A 24,290-nucleotide genomic window follows, 5' to 3' on the forward strand; every position below is an offset into this window, starting at 1 on the left:
TTATTCTAACCACCGTGACATCGTTAACAGTTTATCGTACTCACCCGTCATTTTTTGCTAACTTGTTGGCTTTAATTCTTACACAAAGATGCCTAAAATCGAATTTTCTGGAATAACCTCAATGGAGACCGAGGTCTTTACCTCGATCATTCCCTGGACATAAATCTGAATTTTATGGAAAAATTCAAAGACTTAGTTATTACCGACCTGGAAAATCTGGTCGAAGAGTTATTAGAAAAAACCCGGACGGATATGGGCGTATCGGTCAAGGATTTTCAGGAGTTGTTTAAGAAGAACAATGAAATTTTCGATATTGTTGACAGTACATTGAGTGAGTTTATCATCAGTCTGCAAAACACGGATTATATTGACGACTGGCGAACCAAATCCAATATTAACCAAGGTGTAATAATGAATGAGCATAAAGCTATGTTCCTTTATTATTTCATGTTCGTAAATGCTGCCTTTGTAGTTTTTAATCGTATTAAAGATGCACTCAATAAAACCACGATAGATATTTCAGACCTGATCCCGATCTGCATTCTCGGTACCCTGGCTAGAATGTCTGATGAGATCGGAACTTTGCTATCCGTTGGCGCGACGAAGGCGGCACTGTCCGCCTGGCGCTCATTTTATGACCATGCGGTCATCGGCATGTTCCTGATGACAAAAGATTCACCGGATCTGTACAAGAAGTTTGCGGACTACAGCCATCGAGATGTCAAACGCAAAAAAGACTTTTTTGACAAACACAGGGAAGAATTGAAATTTCCTGTAATGGAAGATGAAAGATCAGCTGCGATCAGCGAACGCACCGAAGCGCTCAAAGAACAATATGGCGCAGATTTTTTTAAAGACTATAATTGGGCCAAGGATTATCTTTCCGTAAGGCCCACGTTCCTGGCGATCGAAGAAGAAGCAGGGATGAGCCGTTACCGGTCATTTTATATTTGGGCCAGTGATTATATGCATCCCAACTTTAACGCAATGGCCAACTTTAACGAAGACGAAAAGGTAATTCTTGATAAGATTATAGAACCGGTCTTGGAAAAAGAATCGTTTATCGACCCTATGCAATTAACCCTGGGGATCTTTACAGGATTTCTTAATCTTTTTCTGCACAAATATTCTTTGGATCATCAGTACGCTACAAACATGAAGGTGTTTAATCAGCTGTTCAAAAAAATGTCTGCTGAATTCTCACCCGGTTAGATCCATATTATTTCGATAAAATACAACTTACAAAAGTTCTTCCAAGAGTTTTTCCGTTCTTACCCGATAGCGGAAGTCCATGAGCACCTTGTCGAACGACAAGAGCAATTTACGATTTAGGTTTTTGTCTTTATTGCTTCGATTTTGGAGGGCGTTAAATGCGCCAATGATAAATTTTGTGGCCTGTTCATTTGTTGACAAGCGGTCTTCTTCGTCATCCACGAGTGAGTTTTTATCTAAAGCCAGGTCGAAAATTTCAATGGCAAGCTCGACATGGTCTTTACATTGAAAGGTCAGGTATTCCAGAAAATATTCCGACATTTTAAAGAACCTGGATTGAACATAGGCTTTCAAAAAGAGGGATATATCCGTTAATTTTAAATGTTCCATTTGAAGAAAACTCCATCTGATCTCTTCGTGGTCATCTTCTTTGGATGCTTCTAAAACATGGTGCAATAGTTTATTGCACTTTTCAGTAGTGCCATCAATCGTGTAGTAGTATTTCATGATCTGTGCTACCGCGATCCGGGCGCTCTTCGCGTTTTCCCGGATCAACTGAAATACGATCTCTTCGGATTGATCGTATCCGTGCAAATAAGCGCTGAAAAGCACGATAAATAAGGTTTGACTATCCTCATCGCCAAGGTTTTTCAGCGCGATCAGTTTTCGAAGTCCCGGAATGAGGCGCTTAAAATCATGATTGATCAAATAGTTGGCTGAAAGCAGCGAAGAAGCAAGTACATGGGAATTGGTTTCATTTTCCAGGGCATCAGCAAAAATTTGAAAAGCTCTTTCAGGGAAGTGATGCATCATATAAGCAAGTTCATTCAATACGACGGCTTTGGCGCTGTCTGGTCCGGTATGCAATATATTTTCATACAGATCGAGCACTTTCTCCTGCTGATCTGGCCTCACATTGGGCAAGGCGCGAATAGCCCTTCCAAAAACTCTACTGGCACCGCTCGACCAAAGACCATTATTCATCGAAGTTTCTTTTTCAGATATTTCCTCTTCCTTAACTTCGTTTACAGTACTAAAATCGGACGATTTTGCAATAAAAAATTCCACCAACCAATTATCCGTAATACCAGAGTACAAAAGACTTTTTGCGATACTCATGCAGGTATAGTCATGTTGCGAACCTTTGCTATCAACAAGCAAGGGCCGTGCGAGATCAACGATCTTGGAAGGGTCACCCTTGCCTTCCAGCCAGCCGTGAATACCTTCTAACGGATAATCCAACGGGATTAGCGGGTCTGCAAGACTATCATGTATGATTTCGATATGCTTGCCCTGTGGGTTATTACTTACAAATTTGCCAAAAGCGCTGGCATGCTCCCTTAAGCCGCCTCGGTTCCTTCCAAAATCCCGCAGATCGTTATCATATTTTCTAAACGATTCCAGTAACTGTTCCTTTGACATAAAGACCAGTCGGTCAGGATGGATGGGATTACCGACAGCGCTTGCCATTAAAAAGCCTGAATAGCGCGCTTCTTTAAATGTTTCCTCGAATTTACGCTGCCATCCCCTAAACTGAAGTTTAAGTGTAGGATCGTCTTCAAACACTTGTTGCGGCAACCGTCGCATCCAGGCATATTTGCTCTCCCCATATCCCTTATAGAATATCACGCTGCCATCATCCCATTTCCGGAAGCCTGTTTCATTCGGAAGACGCAGCGCGCTAATTGTAGCTAACACATTTTGCTTTTCATCAGCCGAGAAGTGAGGAAAAGATCTTTCAAAGATCCCGCGGTAGCTGCCCAATATCCTGCTGTGTGCATCAAAGTGGTTGATCGATTTGAAAAAGAGAAACAGGTCATAAACTTTTTCTGAGTGTATAATTTCACTCTGATCCAGTGCAAAGACCAAAAGCCTCAGCACAGCTTTATAACGCGTCCGTTTGTGCTCTGCATAAAAACGATCAAATCCGGGATCGCTCTTGGCAGCAGCTCTTTTCAGGCAAATGGCCAGCAGACGATACAAATATTCTTTTCCCGTTAAGGTATCATCATCGCGAAGATCTGTATAAGCGTAGTCATGGCTAATGATGAAATAACTATCATATCCCTCCAACTGTTCAGGCCGAAAGTCAGCCGAGACCGTGCGAAACAGGACATTGATCAACTTTTCAGGAAAATCACTGGCCAGTGATTTTAATACTTCATGTTCTTCATAATCCCGATAGTTTGCGTCCCGGCTTTTGTTGCTGCAGGGTAGTGTTTGTTCAATTTTTTCCAGCGCATAATCGGGTTTTTTAACAGCAATATTGGCCAGTATGTGATAGTAAGCGAAGTTATCGTTTTCAACCTGTTCCTGCCATTTTTCAAACAGTTCAAAACTGATGGGATCCGACCAGTCCTGTAACGCATACAGAATATTGCCAACTGTCTTTGGATCGGTTAAGCTTCGAGTAAAGTCCCATGCACGTGCATAATTGGCTGTCGTAAACGATCTCAGAAAGAAAAATGCGGCATTTTTATAATAGTTACCCTCCATTTTGCCCAACGGAGTGCCACAGAAATCAATACTTTCCTGATTCAATATTTCCAATAGGCCATGTTCTACAGCAAAATCAAACCATGTATGCGAACCTGCTGTCTCAAAGAACAGCGATCTCATTGGGAAAGAACTCATCACCTGTTCGCCAACCAGCTTCTTTTCGCCATCTGTTGGTGCATCATGCTGCAATAGCGAGGTAAAAAGCAAATGTTTCAAATGAAACAAAACATTTGGGTCCTTAAAAATTTGCTCCAGTATGCGATGATATTGCGCCGGATCGTAATCACGGTAATAATTAACGATCATTCTCACTGCCGAACGTATATGGATCGACTGATCCTGGGCCATCAAGTACTGCTGTAAGTCTTCCCCGGTTTCCACGAACTGTTTGGAGAATGCGAAATCATAGAAAGACTGGTGAAAGAATTGCATTGAATTGTCTTCAATCTTAATGATCCGTTCACTCGCCAAGTAGTTTAATTCGTCAGTGTGATCTTCGAATAAGAATGTGCTCAGCGTGATAGTATTCGATCTGAACATCCGTTGCGCGATGTCATAGACCAGTTGCTTTACCGCACCTTTTGCAATGTTCGTTCTAGCCGGCACAGTAATTATCTTATCCTTCCAATATATCTGATAGATCTGTTGAATATTGGTTAATCCCAGATGTTTTTTGCGGTTAGCGATCTGACTGAAAATGTTCAGATGAATCGGCGTACGCAAGAGATGTAATAATTTAGCGGGCACATTCTCCTGCCTGATACCGATCTTATTTAGCAGGGTAAAAACGGACTCATCCGGCAGTGGGCCGACTTTAATCGTCTCGATATTCTTATAAACTTTCAAGGAGGGGTCGAACTGCAGATCAGCCAGTCTTACAGAGACAATAATGCGCACATTGGGATCGTGCGTATACTGGTCGATAAGGTCTTTAAAAACTTGCAAATAGCTTTTATCTGATGACATGGATTGCGAAAGCGCATCGATCTGATCGATCAGCAAAACGGTCGTAGCGTACACTCGCTTACAGTTCTCGATGAAATCATAAATTGGAATCGATAACGCGATCTTTTCTTGAAGTTCTGTAATGGAAGCTGAAATGATTTTGTCAGCTTTTAAACCAAGCACGGGTATACCATCGTTCAATAGCCTGTCATACAAATCTTTTACAATGACCGTCTTTCCCATTCCTGCATTACCTGCAAGCAAACAAAAGTTGAGGAGCCGATCTCGTCTGTCTTTCTTAAGCGGTTTAGTAACCCACTGGTACAAAGATTCGGTTTCAGCCCTTTCGATATGCGAGTCATCGATGCCTAAAAACTCGTTTTTTTCAGCGCGAAGAGAGATAGAACTTCGTTCGAGCTCTTGATCGATGCTGGATTTCGAAAGTTCTTTGTTATTGAAAAACCCTAGTTCTTCCCTTAATTTAGCTAATTCTGTATTATCTGTAACTGATTTAACGCCGAAAAACTGTCCGATCAGATGTTGCATTTCGGACATCGACAAATAATTGTCCAAGTCTTGATGATTCAACTTTTCGATAGTGAGGTCCTTCAGTACCGCGATGACCTCTGACGGTAGTTCTGCTTCTCTGACTTTAAGGGTGGTTAGTTTTGCGTACTTATTTAGATTATAGGAGATCCAGTTGGGCACGTCTGATTCTTGTTGAATAAGTCGATTAAAGTCATCAATGAAATCGCTGCAATCTTTTACAAAGTTTTTGGCGACAGCTATGTAGTAAGTAAAATTCGCAGGATCAGCTATCAGTCCTGGTTTTACTAGGCTATAAAGTGCGAACTTCGTTATTTCTTTCCCAAATTCTTCCTTGCTAAGATTGGCATTGAGCTGTTTGCACTGAATGACACCGTTGTTATCTCCGTTCAGAGAAAGGGTGCAGTCTTTGCCGTCGTCAGCAACGCCAGTCATCAGGCTGATGTGGTTATGCTTTGGTAGCATGGACTTTTCTATGAGCACATCAAAAATGCTGTAAAGTAATTCCTCAAACCTTTTTGGATTTGGAAGTCGATTATACGGAAATGGTTCGCCTGCGAGAACGTCAGGCTTCTCTGAGTAAAATAACTGATTTTCGGATTTTTGGTTAGTCATTAATGATCTCGGTGAAAAAAATGAGCAACCATAAAGATACGAGCTACTGGTCAAAAATTCGTCTTAGTTACTAACAGCTCTTAATTTGGTTAGCCTGGACCAATGCAACCCCAGTATCCTTAATAACGATTTGAATTAGAAATTTGAAATGATAAACTTGTAAATCATCTTATCCATACCTGTTAAATTGGATATATAGAAGGTCGCTTATTGTGTCAAGATCTTTGGTATTTGTAATATTCAAAAAGCAATTGAATTTGCCTACCAATCGTTTCGATGAGATGTGCCGGTGCTAGTACTTTAATATTGGCACCATAGGAAAGTATTTTGGCAATAAGTTCGGGATTAATGATAACGTCTAATTCGATTTGAACACCATCATCTGCTCGATGAATCACTTTTTGTGAGTCATGTATAGGTTTAGTCATGATGTAGGGCCACCGTTCCTGGGAAACAAGCAATTGAACTTTCTCCGAAACAGCGCCATGTGGAATAGTTACGCCTACTACTTCCTCAAAGTAATTTACAAAATCGATTTCTGTATTTTCCACATAAGGGGTTGGAACTGCCTGAATTAAAACGATTCTGTCCAATGCGAGATTGGTAATTTTCGCAGCGGGCGTCGTTAGTCCGAAAATAAACCATCGTAAATTGTATTGCTTAATATAGTAGGGATGGAACACAAAAATTAACGGTGCGTCAGCTCTAAAAGGTGTATATGTAATCTGCAGAACCTGTTTATTGACTATTGCATCAAATATTTCTGGCATATATCTAACCCCGGCAAGGAAATGATTTTGTTCGAAATCCATCACTCTTGCCGCAGCAGGTAAACTAGAGCGTGTAAAAGATTGGAAACGCCCTGTGATATCTTCTACCCATTCAAATTGCGGTAGCCCCCGAAATCGGGATAGGGTAAGCAAGACCTGTTCAATTTGATGTTGTTCTTTCTGATTGAGGGGCGTACTATTTATGGAAAAATTGATATCAACATATCGAAAAAATACCCGTCGTCCACTTTTGTTACGCTTCAATTCGACTGACCAACCTTGGCTGCTTTCCATAAAAATTATATCCTGATAAACTTGACGTTTTTTAACGCCTTCATTTATGCCGGTATAGTTGTAAATGGCTTTATTACATTCTTCAACCAAATCATTAATATCAAACATTCTACCGAAATTAGAAAAGCATTTATCCAATGCCTGATATCTTATTTGCGCATGTTTATTTGTTGCCATTATCGTTTTATAAATTCTCGACAGATATCGTATAAAGCAATGGCTTGCCGTTAATTTTTTGTTTTATCTCTGGTGTTTGGTGGGGACCCGTTTGCTGATTATATAACTTAAAGGTCTGATCGCTTACAAACCAGCCATGTTCTATTCCTGCGTCCGGACGGATAGTTACTCTCAATTCGTTATTTTCAAATTCGAAATATCGGAAGTGCGGTAAGTCGTTGTTAACTGCCGTTACATTGGAAATTCCCACGGCTTCTGAAAAATCAATTACGGCATTATTGCGGTCTGTAGCATTCTTGAAGTTATGATAAATCAAACGCGGCGATCTGTCTTCGACGAAGGACATTCCTTCAAATTCAAAGCTTTCTATTGAAAAATTCAGCAATGAGCTAAGTTTTTGAATAAATTGCACAAGTAAAAGACAGCCAAATGGCGTTTTTAAATATCTGTCAGCATATTTTACGCGAAAAGATTTGCTTTCCATTTTTTCACTCAAGTCTAATTTATCACCAATAGTGATTATCAATAAATCGGCAATTCCATTAGATAGCAGTACCTCCTGCGGTTCCTCAATATATGCTTCAGCCATAGATTGTTCGTCGATATTGATTGTCAACGCTTCTAATGCCTCAAATGCATTTTTTTGCCGTTTATAAATTCTACCCTCAGTAGAGTTTCCCCAATTTTCATTAAATCTGTTCTCAAAATTTTTCGTCAAATACTCGGTAATTTGACCATCTGTATTCATAATTTCGCATACTAATTCAAGCGGTCCAGTTTGGTTTGCGCTAGACTGTTTCAGACCTGACCAGGCTGCTAATTGAATCATCGAAATTTTTTCCTGTACATTTAAAGTTGACGGACACTCTTTTAGTACAAATTCGATGTTTGCAGTTCCACGCAGCTTAGTTATCGACGGCAGTTTATCGAAATCCCAATCAACCGGGTTCCCTTTGCCATATAGGCGAATTTCTTTGATTTTATTGAGGTAACGCAATCGGCCTATCTCATTTTTAATGCCTCCACTTAATGTTTGCACATTGGGATATTGTAAGGCAATTTCTTCCGGCACTTGTTGATCTGCTATACGTGTGAGCCATTGAAGTACCGGTCTTTTATCCAACCGGTCTATGTGCCATTGTGTCGTCCGATCAATCAAGCATTTTGTACATGCTTGTTCGCAGCTGCATCGGCTTAAAAGCTCACGCGCCTCCCTAAATATTTCATCTGCGTAAGAAATAAACTGTGATGAATAGCCAGCGCCACCTTTAGCAGTGTCAAAAATAAAAATGGTCGAAAATCCCTCGTAGTTCTTTACGCCAAAGCTAATTTCTGATTCTTCGATAGCCAAAAAATGAGCTAATTGCTTACTGAGTACCGCTCCTAAAGTATATAGCAAAGTCTTATCCGATGAATACCGGTCGTACTCGTCCTTAACCCTTATCTCACAAAAATCAGTTTTAAATCGGCCGCCGAGAATCATGTTTGTCCGAATCGCATATAGGTTGTCATTTCCCGTACACCTGTTGCTTCCATCATTGTTGTTGTTTTTTCCGCCGCGCAGCCTTTTATGGTCATTCAATTTAGTGACCTCGGTTTCTGCTCTACCACAGTGCAGGCAAACCGCAAAACCCTGACCAGCGCCGACATTGTAAAATAGAATCTCGGCATCTTCTTCACTTTCCCTTGTCTCAAAAAGTGCCGTACTTTCGTGCTGCCAAGGGCGTATGTTCATTAATAAAGGATCGACATATTGAACCGATGAGGCTTCATTTATTTTCCGGGTTGGCGTCTCATATACATCAACAGCGAACCCTGCAGGCTGGATCATTTCCGTATAGGCGGTTCTCGGTTGGCCATTGCCGAAGTCAATTCCTTTAAGATCGGGCCGCTGACAATGTGGACAAATTGACATCGGTTGTTCCTCTCTCGCAACTAACAAGGCTCGTTGATACCCGCAATGGGTACAGGATTGAATAATTTGCCTTTCGGCCTGAACCCCACGATCATTTTCCATAACAATACCCGCAGAAACATAGCATTTCCCGTCAATGACCACTTGTTTGCCGGGGGCAAACTCTGCTAATGCGCGTGTTATAAAATAGGAGGGTTTTGTTTTGTTTTTTCGGTCGGCCATAGAAGTCTTGCTAAGGTCTTCGATATTGATGGTATCGAAATCGACAACGCCAGTTGGCAATCCCGCCGAGGGAAGAAAACCTTGTTCGGCAAGATAACCTATTACGTTTTTCGCCAGGAATTGCCGCTGTTGAAACATCACGGTCTTGTATGCCGGAGATTCTTCACCGAAGAGCTCGGTTAATTCGGTAAGCTTCGCGTCATAGCCTTCCTTTCTTTCTATGGTTTTATTACTGAGGTCCTGGAAATTACCTATGACCTTTTCAATCAGGAAATTGAAGTTTTTTTCTGCGAATGATGTATTTCGAACAATAGCGTAGAGTGCCTTTTTAAACTCACCCACAGCCTGGCTGTCGAGCAGCCAATTACTGAACAATAACGCCAGAGGAGTTGAGGATAAAAAGAAGAAGCTTTCAGTATTCATATTAACATTCAAGCCCCTTACTGCGTTACTTTGCACGAACTTGCCCAAGAAAAATGCATTCATGTGGCGCTCAATAACCAACTCACTATTGAATGAAAGCATTGGCGGTGCGATCCGATGATTCAACGCCCATAGAGGATCTGCCATGACATTCAGACCAATTGGGTTAGGTGTACATATCGTAAACGCCAGGGAGCGGGCTTCAGCGCGCCTTCCGGCCCGACCGGCCCGTTGTAAATAGTTTGCTGGACTTGGAGGGACGTTATTCATTACTACTGCGGAGATACCACCAATATCGACACCCATCTCCATCGTTGTAGAACAATTAAGTATATTAATTTCAGAACGCTCGAATTGGCCTTCCAAATCCTTCAAACGCCTGTCATTTTGCTGGGCCGAATGCTCGCCCGAAAGGTAAAGTGGTCTGTTTAACAAAATTTGCTCATGTAAATTATTCCATACCCCTGCCGTCCGTAAATCTTTTGTTTCTTCAGCAATCCACTTTCGGGTTGGTTGAAGATCCGTGTCATGGTTTTCATTTAAATTATACGGGAAAGGAAAATCCGGAAAACGTAGTGAGGTATTAATATGATAATGTCTAATATTATCCCAACTTAGGTTCCCCTTGATCCAAGGCGAATAGCCTCTAAATTGCGTGTCAACCAACCTTTTTTTGACAGGGCAAAGCCAAAGCTCGCCGGCAAGGGCAAATCGCGTTTCAGTTTCCAGATTTATTTTGAATGCGTCATGATCCCTTGACATTATGGATTTCATTATTTTCCATATTTCCGAAAGCAATTCATTTATCTCGTCCTCTTTTGCCCGATCAATATCTGCGGGATCGTGCAGCCTCAGACCGGCACAGATGAGCAGACTAAGACGGTTTTGTTGTATCTTCCTTTCGAAAACCGGCCATTTTCTGACCTTCGGTAATGTAGAGGACGATTCGTAAATCGGCCGGCTACTGATGTAGGCTGTAGAGTAGGGATATATTTCAGGATTAATGGAAAAATGGAATGAATATCGTAAAATATAATCTGCTGCAATTTTAAGGAGGCTTCTCCACTCCGGCAGGGTAAGGCCCAGAACAGCAGCCGCCACCGGTAACTGGACATTTTCAATTTTTGGATAAACTAAACTTACCATACCTAGGTTTTCCAGTGAACGTTCACGGGGAAGACGACGCGCGAACTGATCGTAAAGGATTGCATTTAAGTAGGCGACTTCACCACGCGGATTATTGTCGCCAGTATTATTGCCATTATATAAGGTTCGGAAACTATGTTGTCTAATCAACAGATCCTTAAGTTTTTCCCATTCAAGCGTTACCCTATTACCCGAAGCCTGCATTTTATTAGCCTCCAGTTCATCTATATTTTGCTGAAAACGCTTTAGCAAGTACGGGTGTTTTTCTTCTGCCAGCTTTTGCCTCAAATCGGCAAGTATGCTCTCAACATCATCAGGAAGTTCTATGTTTTTTTGTTCTTCAACAGTCAGTTCGCAAAGCCTGTGAAACACTTGCGACCGAACCCAATTTGCTTCTTTATCCTGGTTGATCAATGCAGATATCTTCGCTGTCCCTTGCCTGCTATCAGTGAATGAAATATACTTATGCCCATTCCAGAGTGTTTGCTGGGTTTGGTGTTCGGAAATTGGAGTTTCCTCCAAAATAATATCGGCCAATACCCTATTAATAAAAGAGGATGAAATCCTAAAATGCAATGGTTCGCCAGCAGGTTCGCCACAATGAGGACAACAAGTTCCGTCCCCAACTTCATAAAAATCATCACCACCTATTTTTTCTCCACTTTTACTAATCGAAAATGGCGCACCCGGACTGTAATAGCGTGTGCCAGCAATATGTCTCGTAAAATAAAATTTATTAATTGCCGCAGTTGGTGGCAAGTCATCATCGTCGTCGTCCGGTCTTTCTACTGCGAATGGATCTTGACTAACCGCTGAAACCAACTGCAACGTTTCATCACCATTAAAATCTACTTTCAGTTCCGACTCCAGAAATTGATTGCCGCAAGAACGGCAGGCCACCAATTCCAATAGCGGCGCGCCGCAGGTGCAAACGCTGCCTGCAATAGTGGTCATCGTTCCTATTGCGGACGCGGGTTTAATCTTCATATGTTGCCTGCAATGCGGATCTGTACAAACAAATACTCCGCCAATGCCCCTGGCAAAGAAATGTCCCCTGACGGGCAATATTGATTTTCCGTCATATTCGTGTGCACTTAATTGGTCAACCAATGTAAGGCCGTGATTTACATCCCCGGAGCCTAATTTTTGTGTGATCGTGGACAGTGACAATGATTGTGATAAAAGCTCTTGTCGCAATGCCTGAACTTCTTTAAATAACGCCGGAGCCCGATGGTCTTTTAATGCAGTTTTTTGAATGCTAAATTCAGCTTTCGGTAACGCCTGCGTTGTCACACGCGAACCTTTAATTACAACAATTTGATGTTCCTCAATTCCACAAAGGTTCGACATAAACTTTTTCAATGCAACCTCTGTGTCTTCGCCTGAACCAACAGTTGCAGAAGTTATAGCAAATCGTAGTTGCTTTATATCCACTTCAAAGGCATCAACAACACGTCGAATTAATAAGGCCATTTCCGCTGCCGAAGAACCGGTTAAAGTATGTGCCTCATCAAGCAATATCCAGCGCAGTGATCCTTTAGAATTGTTAAGTAATTCGACATCCTTATTCCTTACCAACATGTATTCCAACATAGATGGGTTTGTAAACAGAATCTGAGGCGGCGTTTGTCTAATTTGCTTTCTGGAAATCAACTCGGGAAGACTTTCGGCTATTTTTGCAGCTGGCGCAGTTTCCAATGTTTGACCGTTGTAAATCGCATATTGAATGCCGTTAAGAGCCCTGCACCAGGTATCCATCCTTTTCCTTTGACTCCCAATAAGGGCATTCAATGGATAAAGGAAAAGTGCGTTCACCCCGGTCTTATTACGGCTATTACGATAGATATCATATAACACAGGCAACATGAAACATTCAGTTTTTCCAGATCCCGTTCCCGTTGTTACCGCTATTGATTTCCCTTTGTTAATCAACATGTCCCAGCTTTCAATTTGATGTTTATAAGGAAAACGACTCTTTGGGAAACGATAGTCGCCATCTTCAACCGCATCGAGCGCATTTACGAAAGGTACATCAAAGATTTGTGAGGCTTCCCCGAACGAGAGTGCAGACGGCTCCCAGGGAAATGCCGTTTGAAATACAGGTTCAGCTAATAATCCTTCTTTTTCAAGAAGCCAGGTGAAGTATTTTTGCATCTCTGCGTCTCCGGTAGCCCAAAGAGAGATTATTGACTCTTTCAGGCGATCTTCAGCTGCGTTATAAAAATGTTTAAAGTTCATAGGTCAGGTTATATTTTGGTTAGACAATAGTTAAGGGCTTCCGCATACCACTCAGGATTGAGCTGTTGCGCGTATCTGATATTTCTTCTCCTGAATTCATTATCCTCATGCCATAAGGCTTCATCTTTTCCTGCGATGGATAAGGCAACCACTAACGGCGCTCTCAAAAGCATTTCAACTTTCGCCGTCTGCTCGGTGACGGGAATAATTACCTGATAATTATCAGGGACGCGGGGATATTTCTGTGGTAATTCCTTTAAAACTTTTCCCCCAAGTGAAGTTCTAAGTTGCATGATTCGTGTGTTAAGGTGGAACCCACTTGCGAGCGAAGGCTTGCTTGCCTGTAGAATGTACGTTGTTGTTTTTGCAAATTCGACAAATGGCTGCTGCATCTCTAAATAGATTTTCAATGATGCGCCAAGATCGTGAATAAGGGACATGCCTAAACCTGATCCCATCCATTCCAAAGCGGCGCCCCAGTTATCGCCAGAAATCCAGTGAAAAGAAAAACCCAGGTCGTTTTCCAAATCGCCACACGCAACCTCTGCAAACACATCTTTACTGTCATAAACCGTTAGAAACACAAATACCTTGGCAGCCAGCAACGATGAAAAGGTTGTCGCTCTCAATATGTCAAAAGTTGAATATGGCAAATCGTGGTTCAAACAAATTCGGTAATAACTGAGAAGCCTTTGCCAAACATCCGAATCATAGCTGTTGTCTAACAGTTCGTCCTTTAACGTTATCACCCTTTTCTGCCGGTCTTCTTCGCTCGTCGGAACATTGTACGGATCGCGACTAATAAATATGGGTTGGGTTTTCATAGGACCCGAAACGCCAAATACCACAAACTTTTCAATGTTTTCCAATTCGGAAAACCGCCAGTGTCCTTCCTCTAAGTCGAGTGCGCGAAGTGACAACTCTTCGTTAGTACAATCCAACGGAACCGCCAGTAGTTCTATCGTCGGATCGCTTGATGTAATATTGACTTCTAATTTTTCATTGAATGCTGCCTGTAATGTTACATCATATCGTTTAATACTATATTCTTTGATTTTAACAGTCCCCGACGGCCGTTCTTCAACAATTTCAAATTTAATCTCCGCCATACCATCCATTGTATCAGATAGTGCATAAAGCTGAAACATCTTATCTGAAAAAGTGCGAAGTGGGATGAACGGTTCTTGTAAACTTACTGACGCGATCATTCCGGAACGCGATGTGTTCCACATATTGACCCGCAATTGTTTCTGATTTGACATTAAGCGCATACCGTTTAATCGCGTTAAACTTAAAGGGGTTGTTTCCAGCACGACAGAATTGTCGTTATCAATAATCTCAACTCCCTTAAACGGCGGTAACATTTCGAAACGCAGACCTGAATTCTGCGTAGCATGACGCAAGGTCCCTTGAATCGCTAAGGGAATTACCGAGTTGTTTACTAAAGAAAGCTTGTATTTATCATTGCTAACTTTTTCGGCGCTACAATTTATCCCGTTGTTTATTGAAAACAAAAATGAGTTGGCGCTGACTTCTGCAATAGCTTCCTGCAGTGAATTTGAAGTAACTTTTAAATTTAACTGCCCAATATTAAAAATAGTATCGTATTCCGTAACCGGTCCAGCAATAATCATAATTTCCAACAATCCGGGAGTCATCGCCATGTTCCAGTCATGCCAATACCCGCCACCTTTAGGTTTCCATTTGAGGACGCACCTCGACAATACATTTTCCTTTTCATCATAAACAATGATTTTTGGCTTGCCTCGAACCACCGTGTAATTTGCGCGGATCATCCAAGAAGGTTTATGATCGTCGATAATCCAATCAATTTTGTGCTGTCCTGTTTTTAAATCCCATCTTTCAGATAGTTTTGACAGAGTAAAATTGCCGATAAATAAACACCAATTAAACTCTATTCCATTCACTACCATCTTTTTACTATTCGCTCCTAAAGGATTTAAAATGTCAAGAGGGTAAAGAGCCAAACCTTCGTCTGCGGAAGTATGGAGCCCTTTTTCTAATATCCATTGCTTTTCAGAATACTTCCTCCATAAAGTCGGTTTATCTAACCTTGGGAAATAAGTAATTAAATGCTGTGATTCATGTTTAAGTCCAGAGGATCCAACCAAGTACAAATCCGGCAGTTGGTCGGCTTTGTCCCATATAAGCTCATGATCGCCTACCCATTTTACGCGCATCACTTCATCTGTGCGCTTGGTGAATTTGCACAGGAATCCGCCGTTGTAAAATAATTTGTATTCAAAATCCAACGTCAGGTCGTCTTCAATTCCGAACAAGCTTCGAAATTTCTCGCCAGACATATCTGTAAGTCCTAAATATAACCTGATGCGCTGTTCTTCAGGTTCTAATACCCAATAGGACTTAAAGCCGCTCTTTTTCTTTTCAAAAGTTAAGGTCCTTTTTTTCGTTCTTAGCTCGCCAGTAATTTCGCGTAGCTCATTGTTTTTATCCAGTATAGATAAGTAGTCCTGATCTTCATTAATAATTGCTGAAACAATGGCCAAACAGCAATCATAAATCTCATCATTTCGGCCAGATGGCGGCAACAGGTTCGTTATGTCACTATTAAATGCAAAGTCATCTATTGTGGTTGGATTAAGTTCAAGTATTTTCAGCAACAAATCTTTGTAAGCACCTTTATTAGTTGCGATATGCTTTATCGGCAGGCCGCCCTGAAAAAGGAGCGTTTTGAAATATTGTGTATTTTGACGTTTGATCCATCTTATGCCAAGTAACGCAGCGCCTTTTTTTGCGGACTTGTAAAAATCATCCTCGTTATAATATTGTCCATTACTAATTGAAGCGAAAACTTCTTTTTTTGATGGGTAGCCGCCATTATAACATCGCTTCCACCATTCTGCGTAGTATAATAAACAGTCCCTGCTATCAAGATCATTTATCCGCCTAGTTTCAATTAGCATTTTTTTTAACTGTTGAAATGCGTTATCGCCAAGGCCATACTTCCAAATGGCTTGTCCCGAGTGCCGGACTAACTGATTGGCTGACAATAAATCTTGAAATTTGCTCATGAATAAAGGATTTGGTTTTGCAATATAAATATCTATTTGTGCAGTACATGTGCACAAATAAAATATATTCGCATATCGAGCCTATCAATAATTGATTATGATTAATCTTAACGAGTTATAAGCAACTAACAAAGGATAACTGAACATTATCCACAACGCGAATTTTTGCAGAACATAACAACGTGAATGAATGCATTCACCCCTCAATATAAACTGGCTTAATCGTAGAGATTATATCGCGCTCTGTTCGGAAGTAACTTTTTGCTTTCCTTCCTCAATAATTTTCTGACGATGTTTTTTCCCCCACTTCTCCATACTTTCAATGATGTCCTTTAAAGTTGTTCCGTATGAAGTAAGTTCATAGATTACTGTTATGGGACGGGTGTCCTTAACCGTTCTCTTTACTAATCCATTTGTCTCCATATCGCGTAGCTCCTGAGAGAGCATCTTTGCTCCAATACCAGTTACCCGGCGTTGCAATTCCATAAAATGCGTTTCTCCAAAGTACAAAATGGTCAAAATCTTAATTTTCCATTTTCCACCCATCACATCCAGTGTATCTTGCACAGCCATCATCCTGGCCCGACAATCATCATTAAATTCCATATGCCTATTTTTTGGTAGTTTCTCAAAAGTAACTACTACCCAAAAGGAAACTACTTTCAAATATAAAGTATTTTATCCAGCTTTGTTCAATTAATAATTACATCATGGCAATGTGCAAAAATACACGGAACCAAGATTTTCAAAATCAACAAGAGACATCGAAAAACAAATATGGAACTTAGAGGAAAAACAGTATTAATAACAGGAGGTGCCGCTGGCATCGGGTATGAATCAGCAAAGCAATTTAGTGCTGCGGGTGCGCGTGTTATCATTTGTGGTAGAAATCAATCAAAGTTGGATAAAGCAAAAAGTAATTTACCGGGCATTATTACTATTAAATGTGATGTTTCCGACCAGAATGAAATCAAAGAACTATACAAGCAAGTATTGGAACTGGGAGGTATAGATATCCTTTATAATAATGCCGGTGTCGGTAGCGCTCCGCTGAATTTGGGAGTTGCTAATGAACAACATTACACCGACGCGGTTAACGAAATGAATATAAATTACCTTGGCGTAATCCGCTTGAATAATTTATTTATGGATATGCTGAAAGCGAAAAAGGATGCTGCTATCATAGTAACAACATCAGTTTTAAGTTATTTGCCGGCAATCCTTGCGCCTACTTATTCTGCAACTAAGGCGGCTTTAAGGTTCTATACGGAATCTTTAAGGAAACATTTAGAAATTTTAGGCAGCTCAGTAAAAGTATTCGAGCTTTTACCGCCATTGGTTGAAACCGAAATGACCGCGGGCATTAATGAAAAGAAGATGTCAACGGAAGATCTAATTCACATTTTGATGGCAGGTATAAAGAAAAATCAGTTCACAATCAGAGCCGGCAATACCAAATTATTGTATAAAATTAATCGACTGTTCCCAAATTTTGCTTTCAATTTTCTAAATAAGCCCAGAAACTTTCGTTTACTAAGGACTCAATAGAGGCAAAAAGGATAGGTTTTTGAAATTGGAGTGTATCAAAAAGGCTAAGCGAACTGGGCTTGGCCTTTTTTATGGAGATGATCAGGCAAGTTAAGAGTGCCCATTGTAATATTGGCGCGTTGAATGCGCTGAAAGTCCGTTGCATTATATTTTGCAAAATGCTTGAAGAACCTACTGAAATGATACCCAGTCATCTAAACTGCGGCCAGGCGGCGAAGGATTTAAAAGCCTTTAATTCCCGGAATTAAAGGCTATGCTGATTAGATACGTTTTCATTTATGCAATAAAATTGCTATGACAGCAGGGTCCATTAAATCCACTGCCATAGCGTAAAATGATTTTCCTTCCTATAAGACAATGAATGTTATTTGGGCAGTGTCGCAAGAAAGTTTAGGATATCATTGCCAATTTCATGAACATGGGTTTCTAATGCGAAATGGCCCGTGTTGTAGAATTTAACAATTACATTAGGGTCGTCTTTTTTATAAGCTTCTGCACCTGCAGGTAGAAAGAACGGATCTTTGTTGCCCCAAACCGCCAAAATTTTGGGCTTATATGTCCTGAAATAATCCTGAAATTTGGGATATAGATCCACATTGTTCTTATAATCCTTAAAAAGATCCAACTGTATGTCTGCTTCACAGGCGCGGTCAAGGAAATGCTGATCCAGGGTATATGATTCAGGGGCAACAAGCGATGTATCGCTTACTCCGCTTAAATACTGAGATTTTACGGCATCCCTGGTCAGGAAATCTCTTAAAGCATCCCTGTTTTCTTTAGTGTCATTTTCCCAGTAACGTTGTATAGGGTTCCATCCGTTGCTCAGGCCTTCTGCATACGCGTTTCCGTTCTGAGATATAATTCCAGTAATCTTTTCTGGATTTGCCACAGCCAGCCGGTAACCTGTCGGTGCGCCGTAGTCGAAAACGTAAATGGCAAAACGTTTAATTTTCAGCTCATCGATGAAAGTTTGCATTGTTTTAGCCAGGTGATCAAATGTGTAGACAAAATGCACGCTGTCGGGTACATCTGTATAGCCGAAGCCCGGAAGGTCGGGCGCAATCACATGGTATTTCCCGCTCAATAATGGAATTAAGTTTCGGAACATATGAGAGGAAGTTGGATAGCCGTGTAAAAGCAAAATAATTGGCGCACCGGCCGGGCCTGCCTCTCTGTAGAACACGTTCAGCCCATTAACCGTGATGCGCCTACAATGAACACTATAGTTTTCATCTGCAGATTTGCTTTTTGTGATTTTCCCTGATTGTGCAACAGTTTTCAAATTAGGGAACAACCCAGCCACCAGTAAAATAGCGGCGAACATAATTTTTTTCATGATCTCTTTGATTGAGCGTAGCCAATAGTCAGCGAGGTAGAGTTGTGGCTGTTAATATAAAAAAAGAAGCCTTCAAAAAGAGGGCTTCTTTTAAGCATTGCATTATATATTCTTTAATCCTTCGGCAACACGTCTGCCATAATCTTCATCGCACTGCGTAAAAAGATCTATCATCTTTGCCTGAATTTGAGGCGTAGCCGCACTTATTCCACCAACCAGGTTACTGATCAGGTCGTCGCGTTCCCAGTCTTCAAAAGTGCGGTAACGTTCACCTGCCTGCTGAAAGACATTTGTCCGTTCGATCTTCTTACGTACTAACTTTGCCACGTAATAAGGTTCATGATCTGGCTGCCCCTTCGGAGCCTCAGTCAAACCATTATTACTCGATGGTTCAAAATTAATATGCGGATTAGAACCTTCTGCTAAATCAACTTTATAAGCCATTTGCCCATCACGTTGATTGGTTGCAACCTGTGTCTTCGGGGCATTAATTGGAAGCTGCAGGTAATTGGTTCCTACCCGGTAGCGCTGTGTATCAGAGTATGAGAATGTGCGTCCCTGTAGCATTTTGTCATCTGAAAAATCAAGACCATCAACCAAGACACCCGTTCCGAAAGCAGACTGCTCCACCTCAGCAAAATAATTCTCCGGGTTTTTGTTCAATGTCATTTTACCAACAGGATACCAGGGAAACTGGTCTTTGGGCCAAAGTTTGGTATCATCCAAAGGATCAAAATCAAGTTCGGGATGTTCGTCATCGCTCATGATCTGCACATTAAGCTCCCATTGCGGGTAATCACCGTTTTCAATGGCATCATAAAGATCCTGCGTCGCATGATTGAAGTTGTTTGCCTGAATAGCAGACGCTTGTTGCGTGGTGAGATTGCGGATGCCCTGCAGCGGTTCCCAGTGATATTTTACCAGCATGGCTTCTCCTGCTGCATTGACCCATTTATAGGTATTAACACCCGAGCCCTGCATTTCTCTGTAATTTGCGGGTATTCCCCAAGGCGAAAAAAGCCATGTAACCATGTGCAGCGTCTCCGGCGAATTGCTGATAAAATCGAATTGACGCCCGCCATCCTGGCGATTAGTTACCGGATCGGGTTTAAATGAATGTATGAAGTCCGGAAACTTAATGGCATCCCTGATAAAGAAAACTTTAAGATTGTTGCCTACAAGGTCCCAGTTACCTTCTTCGGTATAGAACTTCACGGCAAAACCACGGGGATCACGCAGCGTCTCTGGTGAGTGCCCGCCGTGAATGACAGTTGAAAAGCGAACAAATACAGGTGTTTCTTTTCCCCGCTCCTGAAATAATTTTGCTCTTGTATATTTTGAGACCGGATCGTTACCCACTGTGCCGTAAGCTTCAAATATACCGTGAGCACCTGCACCTCTTGCGTGTACAACCCGCTCAGGGACACGTTCGCGGTCAAAATGGGCGATCTTTTCCAGGAACTGGTAATTTTCCAGCGTTGCCGGGCCACGTTCACCTACTGTACGAATATTCTGATTATCCTGTACCGGATGTCCCTGTCTTGTGGTGAGGGTCTTATTTTGTGTTTTCATATTATATAATATATAGTTGGTCGATGTTTATTGGGTATCGGCCATATGTGACTTGTTGATATTTTCAACCATCAGCTCGTATCCTGCTTCGTTTTCCTGAACCATAGCGTAATCAATTGGATTTTTTCCAAAGCGATCTTTAATCAGCGGATCAGCACCATATTTTAATAATAAAGAAATTGTTTCCGTTTGCCCAAAAGTTGCTGCGAATGTCAGTGCTGTTGCACCGTTTCCATTAAGAGCATTCGGGATTGAGCCGGCTCTCAACAGAATTTCAGCGGTTTCTGTATAGCCTTTGAAACAGGCACCCATCAGCGCGGTATTACCTGTACTATCCTGGGCCTCAGTATCAGCTCCGGCTTCAAGCAATAGAGATGTTGCTTCTTTATTGTTGTAATAGACCGCAACAATCAGCGGTGTAGAACCGCGGCCGTCTCTTACATCCGCCCCGGAATCCCTTAGTGCCTCACTCAACGCAGGGAGGACGTTTTGCCTTGCGGCTTCAAAAATATCCATACTTTAAAATTTAAATGGATTTTACCTTCTATGGGAAAAATCCCGATGATTTAATTGTAAAGGTAGCGCCCTGACTAATCGTGGGGAATGTCAATTAGGTAAGAATACATGTCAAAAATGTTTTAACATGAAATTTTAAACAATGTTATTTATTAGTAACGAAGTCATATGCTCGCAGAACATTTATAATGATGCCCGTATTTATTTCTCTATACTTTGGTAATTGTAAGTGGTTCCCTTCCGCCAGTGTAAACCAGGAAGACCATCACTGGCTAACAAAGCTTTTCCCGGCAGCAGGCTGAGTGTGCCGGCATCATCATTTAGATTATTCGTCGCGCTTTGAGTTGACCGGAATTTAATATAGGCATCACCAGTTCCCAGGCTGCTTCCACCTGTTCTGCGCGCATGAAGAGTGATTATCACCAAGAATTGAATCTGAAAGCTAAGTTTCATAAGCTTCCTGAAATTGATGAGTATAAGTTCCTTTATAATCAAAAACTATATCAACCGGGTTTAATATCAGATCAACTCCCTTTTGGCTAATAGTTGAAATCTGCTCATCTCAGGCTGTATGCTGATGACAAGCCTGTTTTCTTGCCGGTTTTCACTTGCTGATGCCGGGATCTGTTGCGGCGCATCTTTAAAGCGAATGGTAATTATAGACGATGCCTGATGCATGCGCCTAGGTGTACGCAGGTAAAAAGGGACTCCCCCAAGCTATGGATATAAGGCGACCTATGCGTTCCTACCGGAAAACGTCATATCATTGTAAACCAATTGTCACAATGATGGTTTGTATTAAAATCTAACCAATCGGTCATAGATATTTGCATATTAATATTTAAGTTATGTCAAAAGGGGAAGAAACGAAAAAATTGATTATTGAAAAGTCTGCGGCCATCGTCAATGTAAAGGGAATTGCTGCAACATCGATGAGCGATATAATGAGTGCAACCAAGCTGTCGAAAGGTACTTTGTACATGTACTTTAATAGCAAAGATGACCTGGCCTGTAGTGCGGTCGAACATAACCTTGAGCTACTCAGCAGTAAAATACAGCATGCGATAAAAAAACATAAAACGGCTAAAGACAAGTTATTTGCTTATTTAGATCTATTAGAAGATCCCATAAATACCCCTGTTGATGGCGGCTGCCCGATGATTAACTCCGGAACAGAAGCCGACGATACCAATCCTGGCATAAACGCGATCGTGAATGTATTGGTTGAACGCAGCCAGCAACTTATTTCTTCGATAATTCAAAAAGGCATTAAAAATGGAGAATTCAAATCCGACTGGGACTATCATGAATTCAGTACGATGATGTTTGCCCTGCTTGAAGGTGGTACTATAATTTGCCGAAGTAATGGCAACAATGAAAAAATGAAGGTTATAAATAACAGTATCAAACGAATGATCACCGCGCAGTTGCTATAGATCATCTTCACTGACAGGAACGCTAAATTGTTCATGATTAGGCAGTTGCTAATCAATTTACTTAGCAATTGCACCTGCGCCATCCTATCTAATAAAAGGTCGCGAATTGAATATTCTCAACCGAGATTTGGATGTCTACAAAATTTTCTCTGCAATATTTCTCGCTGAAATGGCCGTCAATGGGTTGTCATGTATTTTATTGGTAATCAGCGCGCCATCAAAAAGCATATAGAGTTCGTCAGCAAGATTGTCCTTCTTAACCGGTTGCAGAATTTCAGCGAAAAGATTTCTGACATTATCTTTTTGTTGTTTGATAATCGGTTTTACTTTACGGCTGTCGGCTGGCAGATCGGAGATCACATTTAAAAAACTGCATCCACTGTATGATGGCTGCGCAAATAACTTAGTTAGAAAATCGAACAGGCCTAAAACCTTCTCCCTGGGTGTCTCATACATTTCAACTTCCGCCTTTAGCAAACGATCAATCTGATTACTCTTGTTGGTTAGATATTCTACAAATAGCTCATCCTTTGAATGGAAATGCTCATAAAAGGTGGTTCTCGCCACTCTCGCTTCCTTTAATACATGGCTAATTTCTGTTCTCATATAGCCTTGATTGTAAAAGAGCGTGGTAGCTGCTTCCATGATCCTGGGTCTTGCGGTGCTTGTTCTCATAATACAAAGATATGCATTTAGCCTGAAATGTAACCAATCGGTCATATATTAACTGATAAAATGGCATTTTTTACAGGATGACATTACACAGATACTAGTCCGGGAATAGCGAAATACTTTCGTGCATTAAACGACCAGACGGTCATATTTTTTAAAAAAATTAAATCATTATGTCAAGCAATCAAACATTAACACGTGATCAAGCATCATGGACACCGACCAAAACTATTCTTTGGTCTTCAGCAGTAGTCGTAGTAACAGACGGCATAGCTGGTATTCTTTATTTCCTGCTATTGTTAAAAATGGGACCAGCCCTGTTTATGCAATGGATAGCAAGTGCTATTAACGGCCCTACTGCTTTTGCCGCCGGTACTTCAACTATTGTCGAAGGATTTATCATCCACCTGATCGTTACGATCATTATGGGTGCTGTTTACTACTATGCATACAAGAAAAGCAGTCTGATCCGCAGAAATACAATTGCGTCCGGAATCATTTATGGGCTGGGAATTTGGTTGGTTATGAACCTACTTGTGTTTCCTCTTTCTAATGTTCCTCCGGCACCTTTCGTTCTTTTTAATGCTATTGTAAGCATTATCTGGCATATTGTTTTGGTAGGCGTACCATTTGCAGTAATTACAAACACGCATTCTAAAAATTCTATTAATACTTATAACAACTAAAAATGAAAACAGCAAAAGAGCTTTTAGTAGCCTACCTTGACAATGTTAAGGACCTTGATGTAGTAGCATCATTATTCGCAGAAGATGGCATCCTTGAATTACCTTACCTTGCCAGCCTTGGCGTTGAGCCGAGCCATCAAGGCCCGGAAAACATTACTTCTTTCTTAAAAGCAGTAATCAACACTGTTGAAGATTTTAAATTCCATGATCTCAAGATATTTATGGAAACTGAAGATTCAATCTTTGCTGAGTACAGGATAGACACAACCGTACTTAAATCAGGTAAAGGTTTCAACCAACATTACATGGGCCGCCTGGTAGCCGAAAATGGCAAAATCAAGTTATTAAGAGAGGCATTAGATACTGCTCAAACGATCAAATCTGATATCTTTTAATATCACTGGCCAAGTTGCCGGCTTTAATTTTTAAATCGTCAATTAAATGCAGACCAGTAAGTATACCGGTCTGC

General features: G+C 41.1%; 15 protein-coding genes and 1 pseudogene. 5 read left to right on the plus strand and 11 right to left on the minus strand.

Features of this window, described 5'->3' with window-relative positions; all coding sequences use genetic code 11:
- Positions 1 to 174: 174 nt before the first annotated feature.
- Complete coding sequence (locus tag WC743_RS04320; RefSeq protein WP_373010572.1) at positions 175 to 1,212, plus strand: DUF5677 domain-containing protein; 1,038 nt, start codon at positions 175 to 177, stop codon at positions 1,210 to 1,212.
- A gap of 27 nt (positions 1,213 to 1,239) precedes the next feature.
- Here WC743_RS04320 and WC743_RS04325 read toward each other — a convergent pair whose 3' ends face one another.
- The 5 genes from WC743_RS04325 to WC743_RS04345 form a co-directional block, all read right to left on the minus strand.
- Entirely contained in the window at positions 1,240 to 5,817 is a 4,578-nt protein-coding gene (locus WC743_RS04325) for an AAA family ATPase (protein ID WP_373010573.1), read from the minus strand.
- A 215-nt stretch (positions 5,818 to 6,032) separates the two neighbouring features.
- On the minus strand, positions 6,033 to 7,058 hold the full coding sequence (locus tag WC743_RS04330; protein ID WP_373010574.1) for a helix-turn-helix transcriptional regulator: 1,026 nt from the start codon (positions 7,056 to 7,058) through the stop codon (positions 6,033 to 6,035).
- A gap of 7 nt (positions 7,059 to 7,065) precedes the next feature.
- Positions 7,066 to 13,002: a DEAD/DEAH box helicase gene (locus tag WC743_RS04335; RefSeq protein WP_373010575.1), complete on the minus strand. Its 5,937-nt coding sequence runs from the start codon at positions 13,000 to 13,002 to the stop codon at positions 7,066 to 7,068.
- 8 nt (positions 13,003 to 13,010) lie between these two features.
- A complete protein-coding gene (locus tag WC743_RS04340; protein WP_373010576.1) occupies positions 13,011 to 16,055 on the minus strand; it encodes a hypothetical protein in 3,045 nt (1,014 codons plus the stop codon).
- Positions 16,056 to 16,286: 231 nt separating this feature from the next.
- Entirely contained in the window at positions 16,287 to 16,661 is a 375-nt protein-coding gene (locus WC743_RS04345; RefSeq protein WP_373010577.1) for a winged helix-turn-helix transcriptional regulator, read from the minus strand.
- A gap of 171 nt (positions 16,662 to 16,832) precedes the next feature.
- Between WC743_RS04345 and WC743_RS04350 the strand changes: the two genes are divergently transcribed.
- A complete protein-coding gene (locus WC743_RS04350) occupies positions 16,833 to 17,603 on the plus strand; it encodes an SDR family oxidoreductase (RefSeq protein WP_373010578.1) in 771 nt (256 codons plus the stop codon).
- Positions 17,604 to 17,967: 364 nt separating this feature from the next.
- On the opposite strand, the gene WC743_RS04355 is transcribed toward WC743_RS04350, so the two are convergent.
- The 5 genes and pseudogenes from WC743_RS04355 to WC743_RS04375 form a co-directional block, all read right to left on the minus strand.
- On the minus strand, positions 17,968 to 18,939 hold the full coding sequence (locus WC743_RS04355) for an alpha/beta fold hydrolase (protein ID WP_373010579.1): 972 nt from the start codon (positions 18,937 to 18,939) through the stop codon (positions 17,968 to 17,970).
- A 111-nt stretch (positions 18,940 to 19,050) separates the two neighbouring features.
- Positions 19,051 to 20,502 (minus strand): annotated as a pseudogene (locus tag WC743_RS04360) (catalase); the annotation flags it as partial.
- Positions 20,503 to 20,538: 36 nt separating this feature from the next.
- On the minus strand, positions 20,539 to 21,027 hold the full coding sequence (locus WC743_RS04365) for an ankyrin repeat domain-containing protein (protein WP_373010580.1): 489 nt from the start codon (positions 21,025 to 21,027) through the stop codon (positions 20,539 to 20,541).
- A gap of 201 nt (positions 21,028 to 21,228) precedes the next feature.
- Positions 21,229 to 21,453 carry a hypothetical protein gene (locus tag WC743_RS04370; protein WP_373010581.1) on the minus strand — a complete coding sequence of 75 codons (225 nt, stop codon included), beginning with the start codon at positions 21,451 to 21,453 and terminating at the stop codon, positions 21,229 to 21,231.
- Positions 21,454 to 21,546: 93 nt separating this feature from the next.
- Positions 21,547 to 21,705: a hypothetical protein gene (locus WC743_RS04375; protein WP_373010582.1), complete on the minus strand. Its 159-nt coding sequence runs from the start codon at positions 21,703 to 21,705 to the stop codon at positions 21,547 to 21,549.
- A 170-nt stretch (positions 21,706 to 21,875) separates the two neighbouring features.
- Between WC743_RS04375 and WC743_RS04380 the strand changes: the two genes are divergently transcribed.
- A complete protein-coding gene (locus WC743_RS04380; protein ID WP_373010583.1) occupies positions 21,876 to 22,463 on the plus strand; it encodes a TetR/AcrR family transcriptional regulator in 588 nt (195 codons plus the stop codon).
- A gap of 135 nt (positions 22,464 to 22,598) precedes the next feature.
- Here WC743_RS04380 and WC743_RS04385 read toward each other — a convergent pair whose 3' ends face one another.
- Positions 22,599 to 23,108 (minus strand): TetR/AcrR family transcriptional regulator, encoded by a 510-nt coding sequence (locus WC743_RS04385; RefSeq protein ID WP_373010584.1) that lies wholly within the window; start codon positions 23,106 to 23,108, stop codon positions 22,599 to 22,601.
- A gap of 200 nt (positions 23,109 to 23,308) precedes the next feature.
- On the opposite strand from WC743_RS04385, the gene WC743_RS04390 reads away from it, so the two are divergent.
- Positions 23,309 to 23,821 carry a hypothetical protein gene (locus tag WC743_RS04390; protein WP_373010586.1) on the plus strand — a complete coding sequence of 171 codons (513 nt, stop codon included), beginning with the start codon at positions 23,309 to 23,311 and terminating at the stop codon, positions 23,819 to 23,821.
- Positions 23,822 to 23,823: 2 nt separating this feature from the next.
- Complete coding sequence (locus WC743_RS04395; protein ID WP_373010587.1) at positions 23,824 to 24,216, plus strand: nuclear transport factor 2 family protein; 393 nt, start codon at positions 23,824 to 23,826, stop codon at positions 24,214 to 24,216.
- The last annotated feature ends 74 nt before the right edge of the window (positions 24,217 to 24,290 follow it).

Origin of the sequence: Mucilaginibacter sp., from assembly GCF_041660805.1 — a bacterium.
Lineage (GTDB): Bacteria > Bacteroidota > Bacteroidia > Sphingobacteriales > Sphingobacteriaceae > Mucilaginibacter.